Origin of the sequence: Filimonas zeae (assembly GCF_014641615.1) — a bacterium.
Classification (GTDB): Bacteria; Bacteroidota; Bacteroidia; order Chitinophagales; family Chitinophagaceae; genus Filimonas; species Filimonas zeae.
In genome coordinates, this window is sequence record NZ_BMIB01000002.1 from 804,691 (window position 1) to 822,998 (window position 18,308).

Consider the following 18,308-nt stretch of genomic DNA (forward strand, 5'->3'; position numbering starts at 1 on the left):
ATATTTTTGTTATAAAAAAAAATAATTACCAATATAACAAGGTATAACTGTTTCTCTTTCATAAATATTTTTTGAAGCAATGTATCACTGATTAACAAGGACATAACAGTAACTGACTCTGTGTTATTAACCGTGATAATTAAATAGATAAAAGAGAAACAGGTTGTATTATTTTTTGCATAAGTGTTTTTTAAGGAATAAGTATTTGCTTAAGGTTACTACAGCAATATACAAAAAATAAATTACATTTATTTTAAATTCAACGACCAACCCTTAACCATGACTACCCTTTACCTGATATTAAAGCGCACGGCCTTTATAGCATCTGTTCTATTCTTCTCATTATCAGTAAACTCTCAGAATCTGGCGCCATTAAACGCCAATGTGGTTATTCCCCCTCCCAATGCAGCAGCTATTGCTCGTTATGGAGAAGTACCGGTAGGATTGTATTCAGGGAAACCTGACATTTCTATTCCCTTGTTTAATGTAGCATTTAACAAAGATTTCTCCATCCCCCTTGTATTGCAATATGACGCTTCTGATATAAAGGTTCAAACTGCAGCTTCGCGGGTGGGGTTTGGCTGGAGTATGAATACAGGAGGCGTAATTACCAGAAGTATAGTAGGGTTACCCGATGAGCATGGAAAAGGATTTAACTATACATACAATGCCCTGCCTCTGGGCAACGGCCAGGCTATTCAACCTTATACCGATAGCATCCGGTACTTTGCCATTGGAGAGAACGATGGCGAATCGGACATTTACACTTTTAACCTGCCAGGCGGGGGAGGCAGGTTTATTAATACGGGTACCGGATTTCAGACATTGCCATTGAGCAACTACAAAATCACCATAAGCGGCAATGCGTTTGAAATTACAGACGACAATGGTTATAAATACCTGTTCGGCGCTGTTGAAACCACGCAGACAGACATTGGAGACTCTGAAATATTTGCGCCTACCGCCTGGTATATTTCTAAAATACTGTTTCCCAACAACAGCGACTCTATCACCTTCCAATATACAGGTCATGTATACCATAACAATGCAGACTATTCCACTACGCTGTTACAAACTGCACCCGGCAATACCACCTGCCAGACCCAATTTCCTAACCAAACCATTATAAGAACACAAAATCAGATAATAGCCGGCGTACTGCTTACTTCAATAACCGGCACACAGGGAAGCCTGCGTTTTGCTTATGGCAACCGTACTGATTGTGATGATAAAAAGATAGATACCATTATACAACTGAATGCATGGGGGCAAGAGATGAAAAGAACCAACCTGGTTTACGATTATTTTAACGGAGGTTACAAGCTAAAACTGACAGGTGTAAAAGAAGGTCGCCTGAATGCTGTTGAAAAACAACATCTGTTTGAATATTATAACAATATTGCCGAAGGAATTACCAGCAAAGCACAGGATCACTGGGGATTTTACAATGCTAAAAACAATACCACGCTGATACCTGCTTATATCAATCCTAATGGGGTATATATTCCCGGAGCCAACCGGGAAACTGACACTGTACAAATCCGGTCGGGGGTATTAAAAAGAATTATTTACCCCACCGGCGGATACACGCAGTTTGATTTTGAAGCGAACGACTATAGCTCAGTGATGGTGGGGGCATTGCCACCCTACATGTACATTCCGGTATTTAATTCTCAGAGTGTAACGGTATCTAACAGTGGTAACAGCTTTTTAGAAAAGACGATCACCATTCCTTATGCACAGTCGGTAGATGTGGCATTCCGCATCGGTAACTGCATGGAGGGTGAAAACGCTACCAACTGCACTTCCTATTCTTCAATGCCCCCTTCTACCACACTGTATATAAACGCTCCCAATGGACAGCGCATCTACACAGCAACCACCACTAATTCCAACACCAATACTTATGGAGGCACCACGCTGTTTCTGGAGCCGGGCACCTATACCATTGGAGGAACGACACCTGAGCCATTTGACTTTGGCTATCTGAATTTTGCTTATCTCAGATATGACTCCACCAAACCCATCAAAAGATGGCCTGGAGGCGGACTACGCATTAAGAGGATAACGCAGCACGATGGGATAAACCATCTCAACAATATCGTCCGAAACTATAACTACGATAAACGTACAGATTCAACTTTATCAAACGGTATTCTGTTAACAGAACCAACTTACGACTATCAGATGGTTAAATACACGGTAGAAAGGCTGAGCCCGAATGCATTTCCGGGCTGCACTAATGCCTGCCCTATTACTTCCCGCAGCACCTACCCCAAAAACATTCCCGGCATTTCGGCAGGGAGCTATGTAATTTATCCGGAAGCCAGAGAAATACTGTCAGACCAAAGTGAGATAGACTATGAATTTACCATGCCGCAACATTTTACCGCTTTACGTGTACCTCCCTTCACTTCGGTATTTAACAGCTGGGAAGAAGGCCTGCCCAAACGGAAAACTTACTATAACGCCGGGAAGGCTAAACTGCGGGAAGAAATATCGGTATACCTGTATGATACTGTTGCCAGCATACCAGCTATTAAAAACATTAAGGTAATGCCCTACACCACCTGCGAGGCTGACCAGCTGCTATCATCAGGCGTATACGGAAGAAGCCAGGCCTATTTTGATGTGTACTACTATAAGCCTTACCGCTTAAAATACAAACAGGACACAGTGAAGATGTATGAAAACGCCAGTCCGTTAAAAGTGATTACCACGTGGAAAAAAACATTATTTGAAAGCATTGCAAACTTTAACCCCACACAGGAAGAAAGTGACAACAGTACAGGCGGCACTTTAAAAACGACCTTTGCGTATGCTAATAATTTTACCGGTACTGCTGTTTACGATTCCATGCGGGCAAGGAACATGTTAAAAGTTCCGGTTACTATAAAGAGCTACCGAAACAATCAGCTTACAGAACAACTGATTTATAATCACGATTTATGGCATACAGGCAAAAGCATTTATCTGAAAAGTATATCCAGAGGATACACCACACTTACGCCTGAAACAAGACTACTTATTAATCAGTACGATATCAAAGGCAACGCGCTGGAACAGCAAAAACCGGATGATGTAAAATATGTGTACCTATACGGCTATTCCAATGCCTATCCGGTAGCCAAAGTAGCTGGCAGCACCTATGCAACAGTCAGCAGTCTGGTAAACATGGCCATTCTCAACAACACAAACGGCCAATATACCGACAGCCAGCTGCGAACTGAACTAAACAAAATAAGAACCGGCCTGCCCGGCGCCCAGGTATTTACCTATACCTATCTGCCTTCCGCAGGTATTACCAGTGAAACAGATGCCAGCGGCAAAACCACTTTTTACGAATACGATAATTTCATGCGCCTGAAACTGATAAAAGACCAGAACGGGTATATACTAAAGCAGATGGACTATACCTATTATGGGCCGATAACCTCTTATCCATAAAAAATCCCATGCCGGGTAGTTGTTGTACAACAGCTACCTGCCATGGGATAAAATTTACCTGTAACAAAAGTATCCGCAACAAATGAAGTGCCTACATAAAAACCGGTATCCGGCCGTATGGTTCACCTTTATTTTACGCGTTTATTAAAGAGGGTACAAACAAAATAAAAATAACTGCTACAATATAGTACCGCCTCACCCGCTTTGTCATCAAACAGCACAAACATACGGGTAACACAATAGCCGGAGCATGAAACAATATGCTGAATACTGTTTGGCTAAGATTATAATAAGTGATGAACTCCAGCAAAGGATTCACAAGCCGGAATAGCGAAAAACTGCCTGAGTAGTAAGAAAGAAAATAAATATCCGCAATACCATACAATAGCAGTAAAACAACTATAATCACCAGTTTTATCCTGTGCATATTATTTCCGGTTATAGTATCCTTTATTATCCTACGCCTTAAGGTTTTCATTATCACCATACTTTTTCTCCAACGTATACCTACAAACCATTGGTTGGCATGACCGGAAAACCCAAAATACTGTTGGTATTTACTCAGGCAATTCCGGCCGCTTCATGCGGAAAGGCTGCACACTCATGGCCTGTAAAAACGCCACCAGCGCTGCTTTTTCATCGGGCTGCAAATCCAACGGCTGCATCAGCTTATCCGTTTGCGGAAACAGCGGATCGTTTTCCATACCCGGTTTGGGTTTAACCTGCATGCCGCTGTTGTAGATATTAATAATGCCCTCCAGTTTAGGAAACAACCCATTATGCATATACGGGCCGGTATAAGCCAGATCGCGCAGAGAAGGGGTACGGAACTTACCTACATCTTCCGGTTTGCGGGTTACCTTATACAGCCCCAGATCTTCATACTTCCGTTTGTAATACGTAAGGCCGATGTTATGGTACTGGTCATCGGTAAGATACTGGCCGTTATGGCAGTTCATACACCGGGCTTTGGTGCGGAACAGGTGTAACCCCTTAATTTCTTCGGTGTTGAGGGCGCTGTATTTGCCCTGCATAAACAAATCGAACCGGCTTTTGCGGCTCTGCAGTGTTTTTTCAAACGCAGCCAGCGCAGCGGTTATATGATCTATGGTAATGTGTTTGGTTTTGTATACGGCTTTAAACAACGAATCATAACCGGGTATAGCCTGTAGTTTGGAAGCCAGCAGCGGCACATCCATATCCATTTCGTGATGCGTGGCCAGCGGGTTAATAGCCTGATCTTCCAGCGAGGACGAACGCCCATCCCAGAAAAACTGTTTGTGTGCGGCCAGGTTCAGCAGCGATGGCGTGTTGCGGGTGCCGGGCAAATGATCGTGCCCCACAGATACCACTTTACCATCGCCCCAGGCCAGATCGGGATGGTGACAGCTGCTGCAGGAGATTTGATTGGAGCTGGATAAACGCGGATCAAAAAACAGTTTATAGCCCAGCTGTACCTCGGGGTTGTTCATACCCGCTACCCAGGCGTTTTCTGCAGGCAGCGGTTGCATTTCCTGCCATACCACCCCACTGTCTATAGTGGGGCGCGGCCATTCTTTAATGGTTCTGGCATACAACAACCGCAACGAATCAGTTTCGGCAGCGTAATAACGTGCTACCCGGGAGGAGCATAATGTAATAAAAACAAGCACTATCGGAATAACGATCACTATCTTTTTCATACCACTGTAAAATACCTTTTAAAAAAAGAAAACCAACGCAGCATTTGCCATAAAGCGATCCCTGCCGGGATACAGGGCCTGCGGCCATTCCCGCCCATTCCACTGCAGGGCACGGCGGTAGCTGGCATTGATTTTTATACCGGCGTTAAAGCCATCAAAAGCATGGTTGATGTGTATACCTAACCCACCACCTGCAACGTCGGCAGTCTGATAATAATAATCATGATACATCACCTCACGGGTAAAATAACTCACATTAATGGCAGAGATATTGGCGGTATGATCCAGCGCTTTATCGTACACCGCGTTTACACCTATACCCCAGTTGAGTTTACCGGCAGTGCGGAAGTTAACACCCCAGGAGGGTGTTACAGAAGCACGTACGTACCGCAGATGGTTGGCATAAATACCATCGATACGTTGCTGACTGCTATATTGGGCCCGGAGGCCATAGTTAAACGTAGCAGCAGTGCTGTGCACGGTATAAGCCAGGGCACCGGTATAACTAAAGGCATTGTAGCGGTAATTGTTGGCCTGGTATTTCAGGTTAAAATCTTTACCCCGCTGCTGGTGCCATTGCAGCTGTGCAGTAAGGCCATTGTGGGGGCCTCTTCTGTTCCATAACAGGTTCAGTTGTGTGGTATGCACATCATACACTGCCAGTTCGTTAAACCCTGTGGCATTCTGATCGCGGTATTTCTGTTCTTCTTTTTCCCATTTGCCATGCAGTGCTAACCAGCTATTCGCGACTTTATACTGTAACGTGCCCCCTGCCCCGCGCATCTGGCGGGCGGTGCGGTAACGCAGATCGTTAGGCTGATACTCCGGCTCGCCATAACCGTTAATTACGTAGGTCTGATACAGCGGATACAGCGGGCTTTGCCGGTACTGCGGGTTTTTATACCCTATACTCAACACCTCCTGCCCGTAACCATAATAACCCTGTACACCTGCTGTAACATTTTTAACCAGTGTATACCCTGCCGTGGCGTTCATTTTCAGTTCAAACTCGGTAATGTTTCCCCGGGGGTCGTTTACCGAAAAGTGGTTGCCTATGCGGTAATCAATACCGGCACCCAGTGGCAGCCGGTTGTTGAAAAACGGCCGCAGCAGCATAGCGTTGGCTTTATACACCTTGCGCTGGTAATGCACCTTACCCGGCGATCCATAATAGAAAGGTGCAGCGGTAATATTACGCGTCTGGTGGGCAAAACGGGTGCTGTCTTCTGCTGTACGTTCAAAAGCAAAAGCACCCCACAGGTGTACTTTACCCAGTACCACCTTACCATCTGTAGCTGCCTGCACGCTTTGGGTACGTGAAGCATCCTGCGTGGCTGCCAAACCACCGCTGGTATGCAGTACGCCCACCTTTACATGATTAAACGCCTGTGGCATACCCTGCTGAATAAAAGCGGGCGACAGCTGTGCAAACCGGTATACGGCGTACGCTGCAGAATCGCCCGCCAGCTGTATGGCTACAGAATCGGGTTGCTGCGCCAGGACAAAGCAACCCGATAATAAAGATGCGGTTAAAAAAATCAGTTGTTTCATTTAAAACCACGTGGATTTGCTATGCTGAAATAGTCAAAGTCTTCTGTTGAGTTGTTGGTGTCTTTCAGTTTACGCACACCATTCACCATACCGGCTGTTTTGCGGATGACCGATTGGGAAGAATAACTGCCACCCGGTACAAACGTAAAACCGGCATCAATAAGCGCGCCCAGCTTTTTAGGTGCGCGGGCACTGGCAGCAGCCTGCATTACTTCCACCCCATCTATCACATACTTTACAGGCACCTGCATATATTTTTTATCTGTAGAACCTAATGCCGCTATTTTAGGCAGGTTGTAACGCGGCCACTCTGTTACCTTCTGCGAAGCATCTACTTTGAAAATGATATAGGAGTCGCGCCCCAGGTTATCAATAACCAGATCTCTGCCATCCATCTGTATCACTTCCATATTAGGCACGCCGGGATTGTCTATATCGGATGGATAAGGATTGGGGAGATACGGCGCATAATACGCTTCATAATCGGCACCACTGAGATCGATGGTAAGGGCAGGATTTAATACCGTGATAGTTTCACCATCTGCACCGGTAAAAGGCGCTTTGTGGTTAAGCGCCGTTTGTGCAATTACAATGCTTTCACCAGGTTGTACCATACGTTTGGTAGCAGGCACCATTAACAGATTACGTGCATACACATAGTCGTTATTGGCATCAATACCAGCCGGCATATCTTTCGATTTGCTCCAGTCCAGCTGCCTGTTTGCCTGGAGGTAGTGGGCAGATTCTGTATTGTTCTGACGGCCAAACAGCTGTGCCACATACAAGCTATCGGCCAGCAGCGCATGATCGGTATTGTTATAAATTTCAATAAACTGATCGCGGAAAATAGCGCCATTTTTAGTATCAGAGCCGGCATAATACACCTGCTTGATGACCCATTCGCCGGTAGTACCCGCCACCAGGTTCAGGTTAATAACCTGATTGGCACCAATGCTGATCTGCCTGTTTTTATCAGATCCGTTGAACGTAATAGAATCACTTACTTCCAAACCGGTGTACTGCATGTATCCTGCCGGGCTGAAAGCCATAACGGCATCAATATCATAAGCGCCTGCGGGAATGCCGTTAAAGTGAACAATACCCGAATCGGCCGCTACCAAGGTTTGCGTACTGCCGGTGAACGTATTTTTAATACGCACAGTTACCCCTGCCAGCGGCAGCGTATATTTACTGGAATCTAACCCGTAGGATAATTTCACTATCAGGTTTACCGGTGTAATACCCGTGCGCTCGTTGTCTTTTTTGCACGATACCGCGGCAACCGCCAGCAGCAACACGCACCAGATCATTTTTTTCATTCGTTGATTGTATTTACAGTTTTACAGATAGTTCAGCCCCGAAAGTGGGTGCTGTGTTGGGGTACTGATACGTACCCGAAGAAGTGATATAATAAGGTTGATAATTAAATACGTTGTACACGTTAAACGATACCCGGAACTTTTTACGGATTTCCTTGCCTACGGTAAGGTGATAGTTCATAACCATACGGGGTACATTCTGATCGTTCAGTTCTGATTCCGGTTTATACAAATGCCCGTACATAGGATCGGCAGGATTGAATTTGGTAATAGGTATATATTCCTGCGCATTGTTATAATACGCATAAGGAATACCCTGCGAAGCCGCACGTACTGTTTTTTGCATAATCATACATTCTGCCGTAAACTGAAGTATAAGGCTGATACGGGGCACGTGTGTAACAGAGGTAAAACGTCCGCTGCTGAAATAAGTAGTATACTCACGCGGCGGATACAGGCCCATATAACCAAAGGTGGGTATGGTAAGCGTAGGCCCATCCTGGGTAACAGAACTATAACTGGGTGCCCTGTCGAAATAATGCGTACGTGTAAAACCCGCACTGAGCGAGAAAGAAGTAGCCATGGCCTTTACCTGCGGGGAAGTGCCCATCAGCTCTACCCCCTGCGAATTGGAGGTAAGTGTATTGGCAAAAGCATAATACTGCAGATTGTGCTTTCTGGTACCTGTTTGCGTAAGCACAGGTTTGGCCCCCGGCTGGTACTGGGCGCTATACACCGGCACTTCCTGTATTTGCCGTTGTGTAACGGTGGTAATACCATTATCCGCCCATTTGGCATAAGCGTTCATACCCACTGAAAAGCCTTTATGCCGGTACTGGGAAGAAAACTCCAGCGTTTGGTTGCGGGACGAGCGCAGCTGGTTGTTGACCGGATTAAACCGGTACAGATAAATAAGGCTCTGGCTTTCTTCCACCTTACCATTGTAAAAATTAGCCACCATAATTTCGTTAAACACCGGCCCCGGATAGCGCTGTGCCAGGGCAGGCGATTTAAAGAAGATACCATAAGCCAGCCCCACGCGCAGCCTGCGGCTGAGTTCGTATGAAGTATTGATACGCGGCGATGCAGACAGAAAACCATTCTGCACATCGAGCCTGATGCCTGAGCGTACATTGAGGTAGCGGTTATGTACCCGCACTTTAAATATATCCTCGGCATACAAACCCATATCTTTCTGGGCAATTACCCTGCTGAAATCGTAATACCGCTCTGCCCGGCCTGCAGACAGAGAAGTAGTGCTGTTGGCAGCCAGCGTACGCGGCATACCGGGTTCTACCACCTGCCCCTTACCCATGTTTTTACCCCAGTTATACGATGCACCCATACTCAGCGCATGGGTTACCCTGCCGGTGCGGAAAGCCGCCGCCACATCTACCGTACCGGTAATATTCACCGGCCGGCCATCTATAATACTTACAGCGGTATAAATGCCTTTGTCGTAAATACCCTCGTGCATACCCGTTTCTGTAGCATGGGTATACAACACAAAGGAGTTATTGATAAACTCTTCCCGGTACGAGTACTGATGACTGTGACTGTACCGGAGGTTTACACTTACATCTTTTATGAAGCCCCCATTTACCCGGTAATTGAACCGGCCCGCCAGCGAACCATTCCAAGAATCGAATTTTACCCGGGTGGCAGTAAGATCATCCGGATCCTGCCGGATACCATCCAGATTGCGGGAGTAATCGGCAATAGCCGTCATTTTCAACCGCTTTGCCTTGCCCAGGTAATTGGTATACGATACATTACTGTTCATACGGCGGTAGGCTTTCAGCTTATCCCGCGCATCGGCATAAGAACTTACATACCCCAGGCTGGTGCTGAGCACACCCGCTTTTTCAGACAAACGGAACCCTTTGGAAAAGCTATAGCTGGTAGCGTTATCCCGCAGCTGCATACGCACATTGCCTTTGGATACGCCCGCCTGTCTTTCAATAATCACAGCCCCATCACTCAAATCGCCGTACTTAGCAGAAGCCACCCCGGCTACCACTTCAATACTTTCAATATTATCCGGTGCAATCTGCCGCAGATCAATACCCCCATAGGTATAATCGCCTGTATAGGATGTAGTACCCGAACCCGACAAGCCATATCCGTTGCCACTTTTTACAAAAGAACTACCCACCCCGCTCATACCAGGGTTATAGCTTTGCATGTTGAGGTTATTGGAAATAACATTACCATCCATTACGATGGCAATGCCAAAGGCATTGTTTAACTGAAAAGGATTTTTATCGCCTGCCTGAAACACCGAACGCAGGTTGAGGTTTTGTACATTCTGCAACGAAGGCGATGGTACCATTTTGTTGGGCAGCTGCCCCAGCAGATCGTTCAGGCTCAACGCAGGCGTTTGCTCAATTACCTCGCGGCTGATGATAAAAGAAGAGTTGGAACTGCCTTCAAAATTGCGGCCGGCGGTAACAGCAATATCTTTTAAACGCAGGCTCACTTCTTTCAGCTGAATATCGGGCAGCAGGGTATCATTGGTTACCCCTGATAACTCAATAGCCACCGGCTTATAGCCTACATATACCGCTTCCAGCACCAGGCTTTCAGCTGCTTTTACGGTGATGTAGAACCGCCCCGCCGCATCTGTGATATAATACTGATTCCATTGCGGTAACCAGATAGTGGCTGCCATTAAAGGTTTGCCTTCTTCATTGCGCACCACACCACTAACCGCATACGATGCTTTTACAGCAGGTACCTGCTGATTATGCAGCAACTGATCTGTAGCCGAAGTAACCGGTTTAGCCAGGCGACGGAATACCACCAGCCGGCTGTTCTGCAGTTGCCAGGTGAATGGTGTAGCGCCGAGTATTTTGTTGAGGATAGTTTCGAGACTGGTAGCCGTAAAGCTTTGTGGTTTTACCGCAACCTGCTTCAGCTCCATCGGGTTAAAAGCAATGTTTACACCTGACTGGCGCGACAGCTCCATCAGCACCTTATCCAACTGCCAGCCGTTTTCTATCGTAAACGAGAGGGTTTGTTTGCCGGTTAATTGTGCCCCCGCCTGCAGGAAACACCAGCAGGCCGCCAGCAGCAACATCCACCTTACCCTGCTATGCTTAGTTACATTTTTTGCCATGCAGCCTGATTTGGTTTTGATGAATGGTGTAGTCAATGCCATAGATCAGCTTCAGGTTATCGAGCAGTTGCTGTATGGGTTCACCCGCTGAAAAGCTGGCAGAGATACGGCAGTTCAGCACCGCCGCATCAGAAACCCTTACGGGCATGCCATAATGATTTTCCAGCACCAGCAGAAACTCCCGGAACGTAACGTTGTTGAGCATTACCCGGCCGTTGATCCACTCTGTATCACCCTGCTGCACCGCTTCTGTTGTGGTTTTACCCGTTTGCCGGTTTACCGCCAGGCCGCTGCCTTTGCGCAGTTGCAATGGCAGTTGTTGTAGCGCCTGTTGCACCGCTACCACCCCATCGGTAACTTTTATCTGTTCCTCCGGCAGGGCCTGATAGCTTTTTACCGAAAAGGCCGTACCTATATCCCGCACCACCAACCCGGAAGCGGTGGTAACAGAAAAGGGTGCCTGCAACGCATATTGCACTTCGCAAAACATTTCCCCTTCGTCCAGTATGATTTGTCTGTTGTGTGTGAAATCTTTGGCATACCGCAGGCGGCTGTTGCTGTTCAACCAGAGGCGCGAACTATCTGGCAGCGTAAACTGCGTAACCTTACCTGTACCGGCCTGCAAGCTTATCCATTGCACCGGTTGTGTACGTACAGCCAGCCACCACGCCCCGGCTGCCAGCGCTAAAGCCGCTGCCACACCAGACCATGCCAGCCAGTGCCTTTTTACCGGGTGTAATGGCCTTACCGGTGGTAATGCTGCCTGTTGCATAAGTTGCTGCAACTGCTGCTGTGCGGCTGTAATTTCCTGCTGCTGCCCCCACTGGTACATGGCCAGTGCCATATCCCTCGCCTGTGCCATGGCAGACTGCAGGTGCGGCTGTTGCTGCTGGTACACCGCCCAGTAACTATGTTCTGCCGGGGTAGCTGTATCCAGGCAGTAGCGCACAAAAGATTCGTTCATTAAAAAATCCTCAGGTAAGGAAGGAGCCTGCATGAAAATGATTTGCTGAATAGAGCAGCAAGCCACGTTTTTTTACCCTGGCATTTTGAGAGCGCTTTGTCATGTTTGCGTCAGCCATTCGCTACAATCCAATACCAGCAAGCCGTTCCGATCCATTTGCGAAATCGGGAACAATTGCCGGAGTGCTTTTTTTCCTGATATCGTAAGCCCGCCGTTCACCTGCGCGGCTAGTTTCGCGCAAAAATCCGCCTTTTTACATGGGAGCGAAGGAAGCAGCAGAGATAAAGGCGTTATGGAGTGTATTCGTATCCAGACAGGGGGAACAAGAATTTTACGCCCTGTACCGGTTGTTTTTTCCGTACCTGCTGGCAATAGGTTTACAGATAACAGACGACCGGGATGAAGTAAAAGACGCCCTGAGCCAGCAGTTTATGCAGATATGGGAGCAGCGCCACCAGCTGGCACACATAACGCACCCGCTTACCTATATTACCACCGCATTTAAAAGACGCCTGTTTAAACAAAACACAACGGAGCAGCCGCTTACCGATGAGCACCTGCATATACATACCTCTCCCTCGCCCGAGTTGCTGCACCTGAGCCGCGAAAACGACCTGCATATACAGCAGCACCTGAACCAAGCCATCAGCCGCCTGCCGGAGCGTAAGCAGCAGCTGATACAGCTGAAGTTTTACCAAGGACTGTCGTATACAGAGATAGCCCGGGTAACCGGGCTATCTGAGCGGACTATTTATAATAAGATTTATGAGGCGGTGAAGGAGTTAAGGGAGGGGTTGGGGTAACCTATCATCCATCATCTCCCAGCCTTGGTGTTCGGATATGACTTGGCGCTCCCGTAAGCCAGTTAGTACTTCCCGCCTGCCAACATCGCCCACCCCGCAAAAGCTGCAACAGAATTATTAAGGGTGAATCTGTGCAGCTCTCACAAGTGCTGCATTAGAAAATACAATTTTATGCATTCTCCCCCCATCCCTCATCATATCATTGAGCCTGCAACTAACTTCCGGATTTTCAGTTACTTCTTCGCAAGCATTCAAAAAAAGCCCCGGTAACCGGGGCTTTTTTTGAATGCCCTATTGCATACGCCTGCCAGCACCATAACGCCACCCACCCTTCAGTTACATGTTATATAACACTGTCCCCGCCTCAAAACCAACACAGGCACAGAAAAAATGCAGGTAATCCACTCACGGTTTTTAACCTCTTGCTTTGCATACAAGAGTTTCGATATTCTTCCCCTACTTAGCTAATGTGTCGGCATCGCATCCAAGAGACTTTCTAATTAATATCCCCTTATAATACACAAAGTACCAATTTGTAAATTCTCTTTCCAATAGCCATCGTTGGTTTTTATTTATCTCAACAATATCAGAAGGAAAGTTATTATTTGATGATTTTTTGTAAAATCCTTTAATTTTTTTACCAAGAAACAAAGTTCGTACTCCATACATAGTTGTATCGTAAACAAATTGCATTACTTTAAGATTTGGATAGGTATTTGCAATATCCAGATAAAGAGTATCTCTTTGCACATCAAGATTTACGAACAAAATATCAGTGTTCTCACCAAAGCACTTTTTAGCATTGATAAAAGCGTTAATTTTCTCACTGAGCATGGGGACATCATAGGAATTTTCATTTTTAATTTCTGAACAGGCTATTACCACCACAATTAGAAAAAACAAACAAATGGCTTTCATTTGATAATGCTATTTTCGGATGAATCGTTGTGAATTATACCAAATATACTTTTGTGTAGCAACGTCATACACACCTAAATATACTCTATTTTTTTTGTAAGAAACTTCTATTTGGGCAGCCTTATACCGATCCCCATCTAAGGGGGCTGTTGATCCATCTCTGTGAAATCCTGAAGGAAAGTCAACAATCTTGCCTGGAGTAGCAGGATGGCTATGAGTTACTTCGAAAATTAAACGCCCGGACTCGTTAGCCTCTTCTGCATACTTATCCAAAAGATAGCCTAATGATCTGTTACTACTCTTATCATGACTAGTGGTTATCCTTGTATCCTGGACCGCTGAGCCAGTGGCTGCCTGACCAAATGAAATCATGCCCCATTCTACAGAGGAATTATCTGCCAAAAACTTAAACACGCTGTTCGCCACTGCTTTATTAGATATTGTGCCCAATGTAGTAGTACCATTTGGATTTTCGCTGGTAGGTGGATTATTTTGTACATTATTTATTATTCCCTTTTGAACGGTAATAGATTTATCCTTATTCACATTTCCATTCTGATCAGTTGCATATAGTTTATCAGTCTTATCATTTGTTGTCTTCACTAATTCAATATTCCCGTCTTGCTTCAACTTGTAATCATCAAAATCACCTAAAGGATCGCTTATTAAGATTGGATTATTGTGCATGGAAGAATATGTAGAAACATTTTCATATCCTTGTTCAATCTTAGGATCTATTTGCCAAAACCTTCCAATCTGAGGGTCAAGATTACGATAGAAGGCATCATACATATTTAAATCGAAGTCATTGTTTTGCTCGATACCGTTATACTTTATCTTGTTTTCCGGAATTCCAAACAGTGAAGCCCTGGAAGATATCCCAGCCATCGTTAGTCCGAATGGGTAGTAATGGGTTTCTTCCAGTAATTCCCCGGCCGTATGCTCCACTATCAGGTCATCAAAATAAACATCCCCTTTGCTTTCATTCGACACATATACATAAAGGTAGCCATTGCGCTGCACCTGAATTTCATCACCTCCCGCAGCCTGAACGGGATACTTTATGGCATTAGCCGATATTGCCGGCACAATTACAGCGCCGCTGTTTCCGGATATGTTTACCAGTTCTAGCTGCTGCTCATCCAGTAATATCCAGTTTAAATACGCTTTAGGCCTGCTTGTTGTTCCGGGGTCCGGGTTATAAATACCCATAAACGCGCCAATGGCTCCGGATACACTGTTCTGAAATGTAACCGGGTTGCTGCTATGGATTCCCCCTGCTGGGGCACCTCCCACCAAACCCGATGCAATAGATGCGATGATATTATAATTGGGATCGTTTTCTACGCCTTGCTGTACCTGTGCATCATACCAGGCTTGTACTCTGGCTTTAAACCTATCCCCTCTCATCACTTTTAGTACAATGCCTGGTCCTAACCGCTTATTGTTGTTCACCTTACCATATAACCTGCTTACCCGGACATTATCCGGATCGGTATCAAAACCGCCGGGTTTGACAAATTCTGTTTCCTGAATATTTTCAAATAAAGCCCCCTCAGCATTTCTTGCAGCTTCCTCCATTGTGGCCCTGTAGGTTTTAACCCCGCTCTCTTCGTCTGTTAATGTAGTACGGGTATTACCCAGATGATCTTTAAGGAAGTAATCAAAGCCATAACCGGTAACACTACCCGCAGCCGGATTTCTTACAGGTCTGATACGCCCTTCCTCATGACCCCAAAACTGTAATACATCATTCTCATATACATAACCATTCAGGTAAGTGGTTATTACATGATTGCCTGCATTGCCATTAGAAGCGGCAGGCTCTTCAGCTACGCGTTTTTCCAGCTTATTGCCAGCTGCATCGTATATATAGGTAATAGTACCTTTTTTGGCAGCACCATTGTACATGGTAAGCTCCCAGGGCAAATTCAGGTGATTGTAAATAATACCTTTGCTTCCGTTTGTGCGGATCTGTTTATTATTATCGGTTACCATGTTCCCATTGTCATCATACACATAGCCGGGAGTAACTCCTGCAGGTGTGTGATAATCTCCAAGTGTGGAAGCTTCATTACTAACCTCGTCAGTAACAGAAAGTAAACGATTCGAGCTTCCATTACCATAGTTATATTTAAGGCGATCTACCCAATCACTTGTGCCAGGTGCCATAAAGCCTTTCTGCCACATTTCTTTAATATTACCATTGGCATCATAGGTGTTATTAAGACTGGCATCTCCCAGGTGCATACTATAGTTAACACCTTTATCGTTGTTCCAGCCGTTATCATTTTGCTTAAAATCGCCAAACAGTAACCGATTTGCAGCATCATACCCAAATCCATAGCTCCGTTCATGCTGATCACCCTTGCTTTGCCAGCGCATCCCTGCTATATTTCCGTTGTACTGGCGCGTATCATAACCCCAGTCATAACTCAGATCCATCGCAAACCAGCGGTCAGCAGCAGGAGTGGTAGCGCTGGTGCTGTTTTCATAGCCCTGCCAGTTGATGCCTTTCAGCCACCCACGAATATTGTAAGCATAATCCTGTGTTTCCAGCCAGCTGCCGCCACCCGCCTTCTTTCCCAGTTGTTTCGTTTTCAGCTTACCCATAGCATCATAACTGTTGTGCGCAATAATACGCTGCGTAGCTGCATCATCATTCAACGTTTTCCGTATTTCAATAACGCGGCCATCATGATCATAATCCGTTTCTGTATACACGCGGTTATTGGAAACACCCGCCCTGTTATTATTATGTACCTGATATTGGCTGATTTCTTTATCAGAGAAATTATAGCGGCTGGTTACCACGTCCTGCCCTCCTTTATAATTATCACTCACTATTTGTATCACACGCCCTTTATCATCATAAAAACTCACTGTTTCCAGCCAACCACCTTTGGTAAGATCGGCCGGGTCTTCTATTACACGAACACGCGAACCGGTAATAACCCCTTTTGTTAAAACACTACGCGTTGAGGGCAACGGATCGCCATATACATTGGCACCAATTCCCAGCTTGCTGTTATTGGCAGCATTATATTGCTTTTGAGTACCCCACAGGTAATGATCATAATAGGCATACGTAAGCGGCACCAACTGTCCCGTACCCGGCACCAGATAACCATTAACATCCTGGCTGCCGGTTAGGGAGGAAGTGGTAACCGGTACAATCTGAGCTGTAAACTCAGCATTGCTACCACTTTCAAAGCCTTGCAAAAATTCGATGGAGTTACCCGCATCATAATTAATGCCCGCCTGCCATTCATTGATATAAATATCCATGGCCGGCGTACCAACCCCATTTCCGGCAGTAGAAACCGGCCCCGTAACACCATTGTCCGGTAACCCCTTTGCAAATTCGGTCAGCGCTTCCCGCGTGCCTGTGTAATTCACCAACATAGCGGTTTGAACAGGGCGGTTGAGATTATCATACAGGGTAGCCAGCCACCAATTGTTGGGCGTTCTCATATTGGCATCCTGTGTGTACACAAGACGATCACGGCTGTCGTAAACCATATACACCCAACCTGCATCAGGCAGCTTTTTAGCTACCATCCGCTTGCGACCGTCATACTCATAACGGAAACAAAGACCATCTGCCAGACCGGTCAGACTCCATCCTGCCACTTCAGCCATTTTCACCGCCTGCGGAGAAATAATAAACCGCAACAGCCCCAAATCGTCATATACATAATAAGTACACAACCAGTCAATGGTTGTGGTGCCTGGCAGCACTCCTGCTTCTGTTTTTTTAAGTACTACATGATCCTCTTTATCCTTATATTCTATGGTCTGATGGTTAGCTTCATCTATAGTTACGTTTTTAAACAACTGCCCTGGCTGGTAAATAGCACCGGAGACAGGTATAAGAGCAGCTGCTGTGAGATCATTTGAGAAACCGATTGTCCATACACGTACAGCATCGTCAGCAGTATTCACCAGATATTGTTGCTGCACCCCGCGGTTACTTCCCAGCCAGCTGTTACCCGCCTGCATGATTTTTTCTGCCCGGTTCAACGGCGATGCTTCAAAATTGGTCTGGTTATAAAAAACGCTCTCTCCCGCAAAAGCCGGCTGCTGCTGCGCCGTATTATACCTGGTACTGTAGAACAGGCTCTGCTCCTCAAATGGATTACTCTTAAACAATCCGTTTTTATCGGTATTGTCTGCTGCATTGTCTGTATAACTGTAGGGCAGATATTGAAAACGCTCACGCCCAAACTCATCATATATGCTGGGGGCTACCACATCTTTCTGCAAAGGGGAAGCACGCCATTTTACAACCTGCAGGGGACGCCCCAAACCATCCAGATACTGCGTGGAACCATTTACCTCACTTACCTGCCGGGAGGTGCTGATTACATCCGCCTCCAGCGTATAAGGTTTTAATGGCACCCAGGCGCGCACATAATTTAACGGAACACCCGCATTATAAGCCCCCGGAGTAGCTTGTGCAGATGCAGCAGGCTGCCTCACGCCGGAAGGCCCATTTGACTGAGC

The 18,308-nt window shown here is 46.1% G+C and carries 9 protein-coding genes; 2 read left to right on the forward strand and 7 right to left on the reverse strand.

The window, feature by feature from the left end:
* The first annotated feature begins 279 nt into the window (after positions 1-279).
* Entirely contained in the window at positions 280-3,447 is a 3,168-nt protein-coding gene (locus tag IEY13_RS10010) for a hypothetical protein (RefSeq protein ID WP_188951839.1), read from the forward strand.
* 557 nt (positions 3,448-4,004) lie between these two features.
* Here the strand turns inward: IEY13_RS10010 and IEY13_RS10015 are convergent.
* From IEY13_RS10015 to IEY13_RS10035, 5 genes are read right to left on the reverse strand one after another with little or no spacing between them, the layout of a single operon-like run.
* On the reverse strand, positions 4,005-5,129 hold the full coding sequence (locus IEY13_RS10015) for a cytochrome-c peroxidase (protein WP_188951840.1): 1,125 nt from the start codon (positions 5,127-5,129) through the stop codon (positions 4,005-4,007).
* An 18-nt stretch (positions 5,130-5,147) separates the two neighbouring features.
* On the reverse strand, positions 5,148-6,680 hold the full coding sequence (locus tag IEY13_RS10020; RefSeq protein WP_188951841.1) for a DUF6850 family outer membrane beta-barrel protein: 1,533 nt from the start codon (positions 6,678-6,680) through the stop codon (positions 5,148-5,150).
* Positions 6,677-7,999: a DUF4876 domain-containing protein gene (locus IEY13_RS10025; RefSeq protein WP_188951842.1), complete on the reverse strand. Its 1,323-nt coding sequence runs from the start codon at positions 7,997-7,999 to the stop codon at positions 6,677-6,679. Before IEY13_RS10025 ends, IEY13_RS10020 begins: the two co-directional genes overlap by 4 nt.
* 13 nt (positions 8,000-8,012) lie before the next feature.
* Positions 8,013-11,117, reverse strand: a complete 3,105-nt coding sequence (locus tag IEY13_RS10030) for a TonB-dependent receptor (protein WP_188951843.1) — start codon at positions 11,115-11,117, stop codon at positions 8,013-8,015.
* Positions 11,098-12,114 (reverse strand): FecR family protein, encoded by a 1,017-nt coding sequence (locus IEY13_RS10035; protein WP_188951844.1) that lies wholly within the window; start codon positions 12,112-12,114, stop codon positions 11,098-11,100. The genes IEY13_RS10030 and IEY13_RS10035 overlap by 20 nt, the downstream gene beginning before the upstream one ends.
* Before the next feature lie 224 nt (positions 12,115-12,338).
* Here IEY13_RS10035 and IEY13_RS10040 point away from each other — a divergent pair, with 224 nt between their 5' ends.
* Positions 12,339-12,884: an RNA polymerase sigma factor gene (locus tag IEY13_RS10040; RefSeq protein WP_188951845.1), complete on the forward strand. Its 546-nt coding sequence runs from the start codon at positions 12,339-12,341 to the stop codon at positions 12,882-12,884.
* 456 nt (positions 12,885-13,340) lie between these two features.
* On the opposite strand, the gene IEY13_RS10045 is transcribed toward IEY13_RS10040, so the two are convergent.
* Together IEY13_RS10045 and IEY13_RS10050 are read right to left on the reverse strand one after the other, a co-directional pair.
* On the reverse strand, positions 13,341-13,802 hold the full coding sequence (locus tag IEY13_RS10045; protein ID WP_188951846.1) for a hypothetical protein: 462 nt from the start codon (positions 13,800-13,802) through the stop codon (positions 13,341-13,343).
* A gap of 9 nt (positions 13,803-13,811) precedes the next feature.
* Positions 13,812-18,284 (reverse strand): DUF6443 domain-containing protein, encoded by a 4,473-nt coding sequence (locus IEY13_RS10050; RefSeq protein ID WP_188951847.1) that lies wholly within the window; start codon positions 18,282-18,284, stop codon positions 13,812-13,814.
* Between the last annotated feature and the right edge of the window lie 24 nt (positions 18,285-18,308).

Excerpts from the sequence above, each read along its gene's own strand:
- IEY13_RS10030 (WP_188951843.1), bottom strand. The coding sequence starts at position 11,117 with ATGGCAAAAAATGTAACTAAGCATAGCAGGGTAAGGTGGATGTTGCTG.
- IEY13_RS10035 (WP_188951844.1), bottom strand. The coding sequence starts at position 12,114 with ATGCAGGCTCCTTCCTTACCTGAGGATTTTTTAATGAACGAATCTTTT.
- IEY13_RS10010 (WP_188951839.1), top strand. The coding sequence starts at position 280 with ATGACTACCCTTTACCTGATATTAAAGCGCACGGCCTTTATAGCATCT.
- IEY13_RS10025 (WP_188951842.1), bottom strand. The coding sequence starts at position 7,999 with ATGAAAAAAATGATCTGGTGCGTGTTGCTGCTGGCGGTTGCCGCGGTA.
- IEY13_RS10020 (WP_188951841.1), bottom strand. The coding sequence starts at position 6,680 with ATGAAACAACTGATTTTTTTAACCGCATCTTTATTATCGGGTTGCTTT.
- IEY13_RS10015 (WP_188951840.1), bottom strand. The coding sequence starts at position 5,129 with ATGAAAAAGATAGTGATCGTTATTCCGATAGTGCTTGTTTTTATTACA.
- IEY13_RS10045 (WP_188951846.1), bottom strand. The coding sequence starts at position 13,802 with ATGAAAGCCATTTGTTTGTTTTTTCTAATTGTGGTGGTAATAGCCTGT.
- IEY13_RS10040 (WP_188951845.1), top strand. The coding sequence starts at position 12,339 with ATGGGAGCGAAGGAAGCAGCAGAGATAAAGGCGTTATGGAGTGTATTC.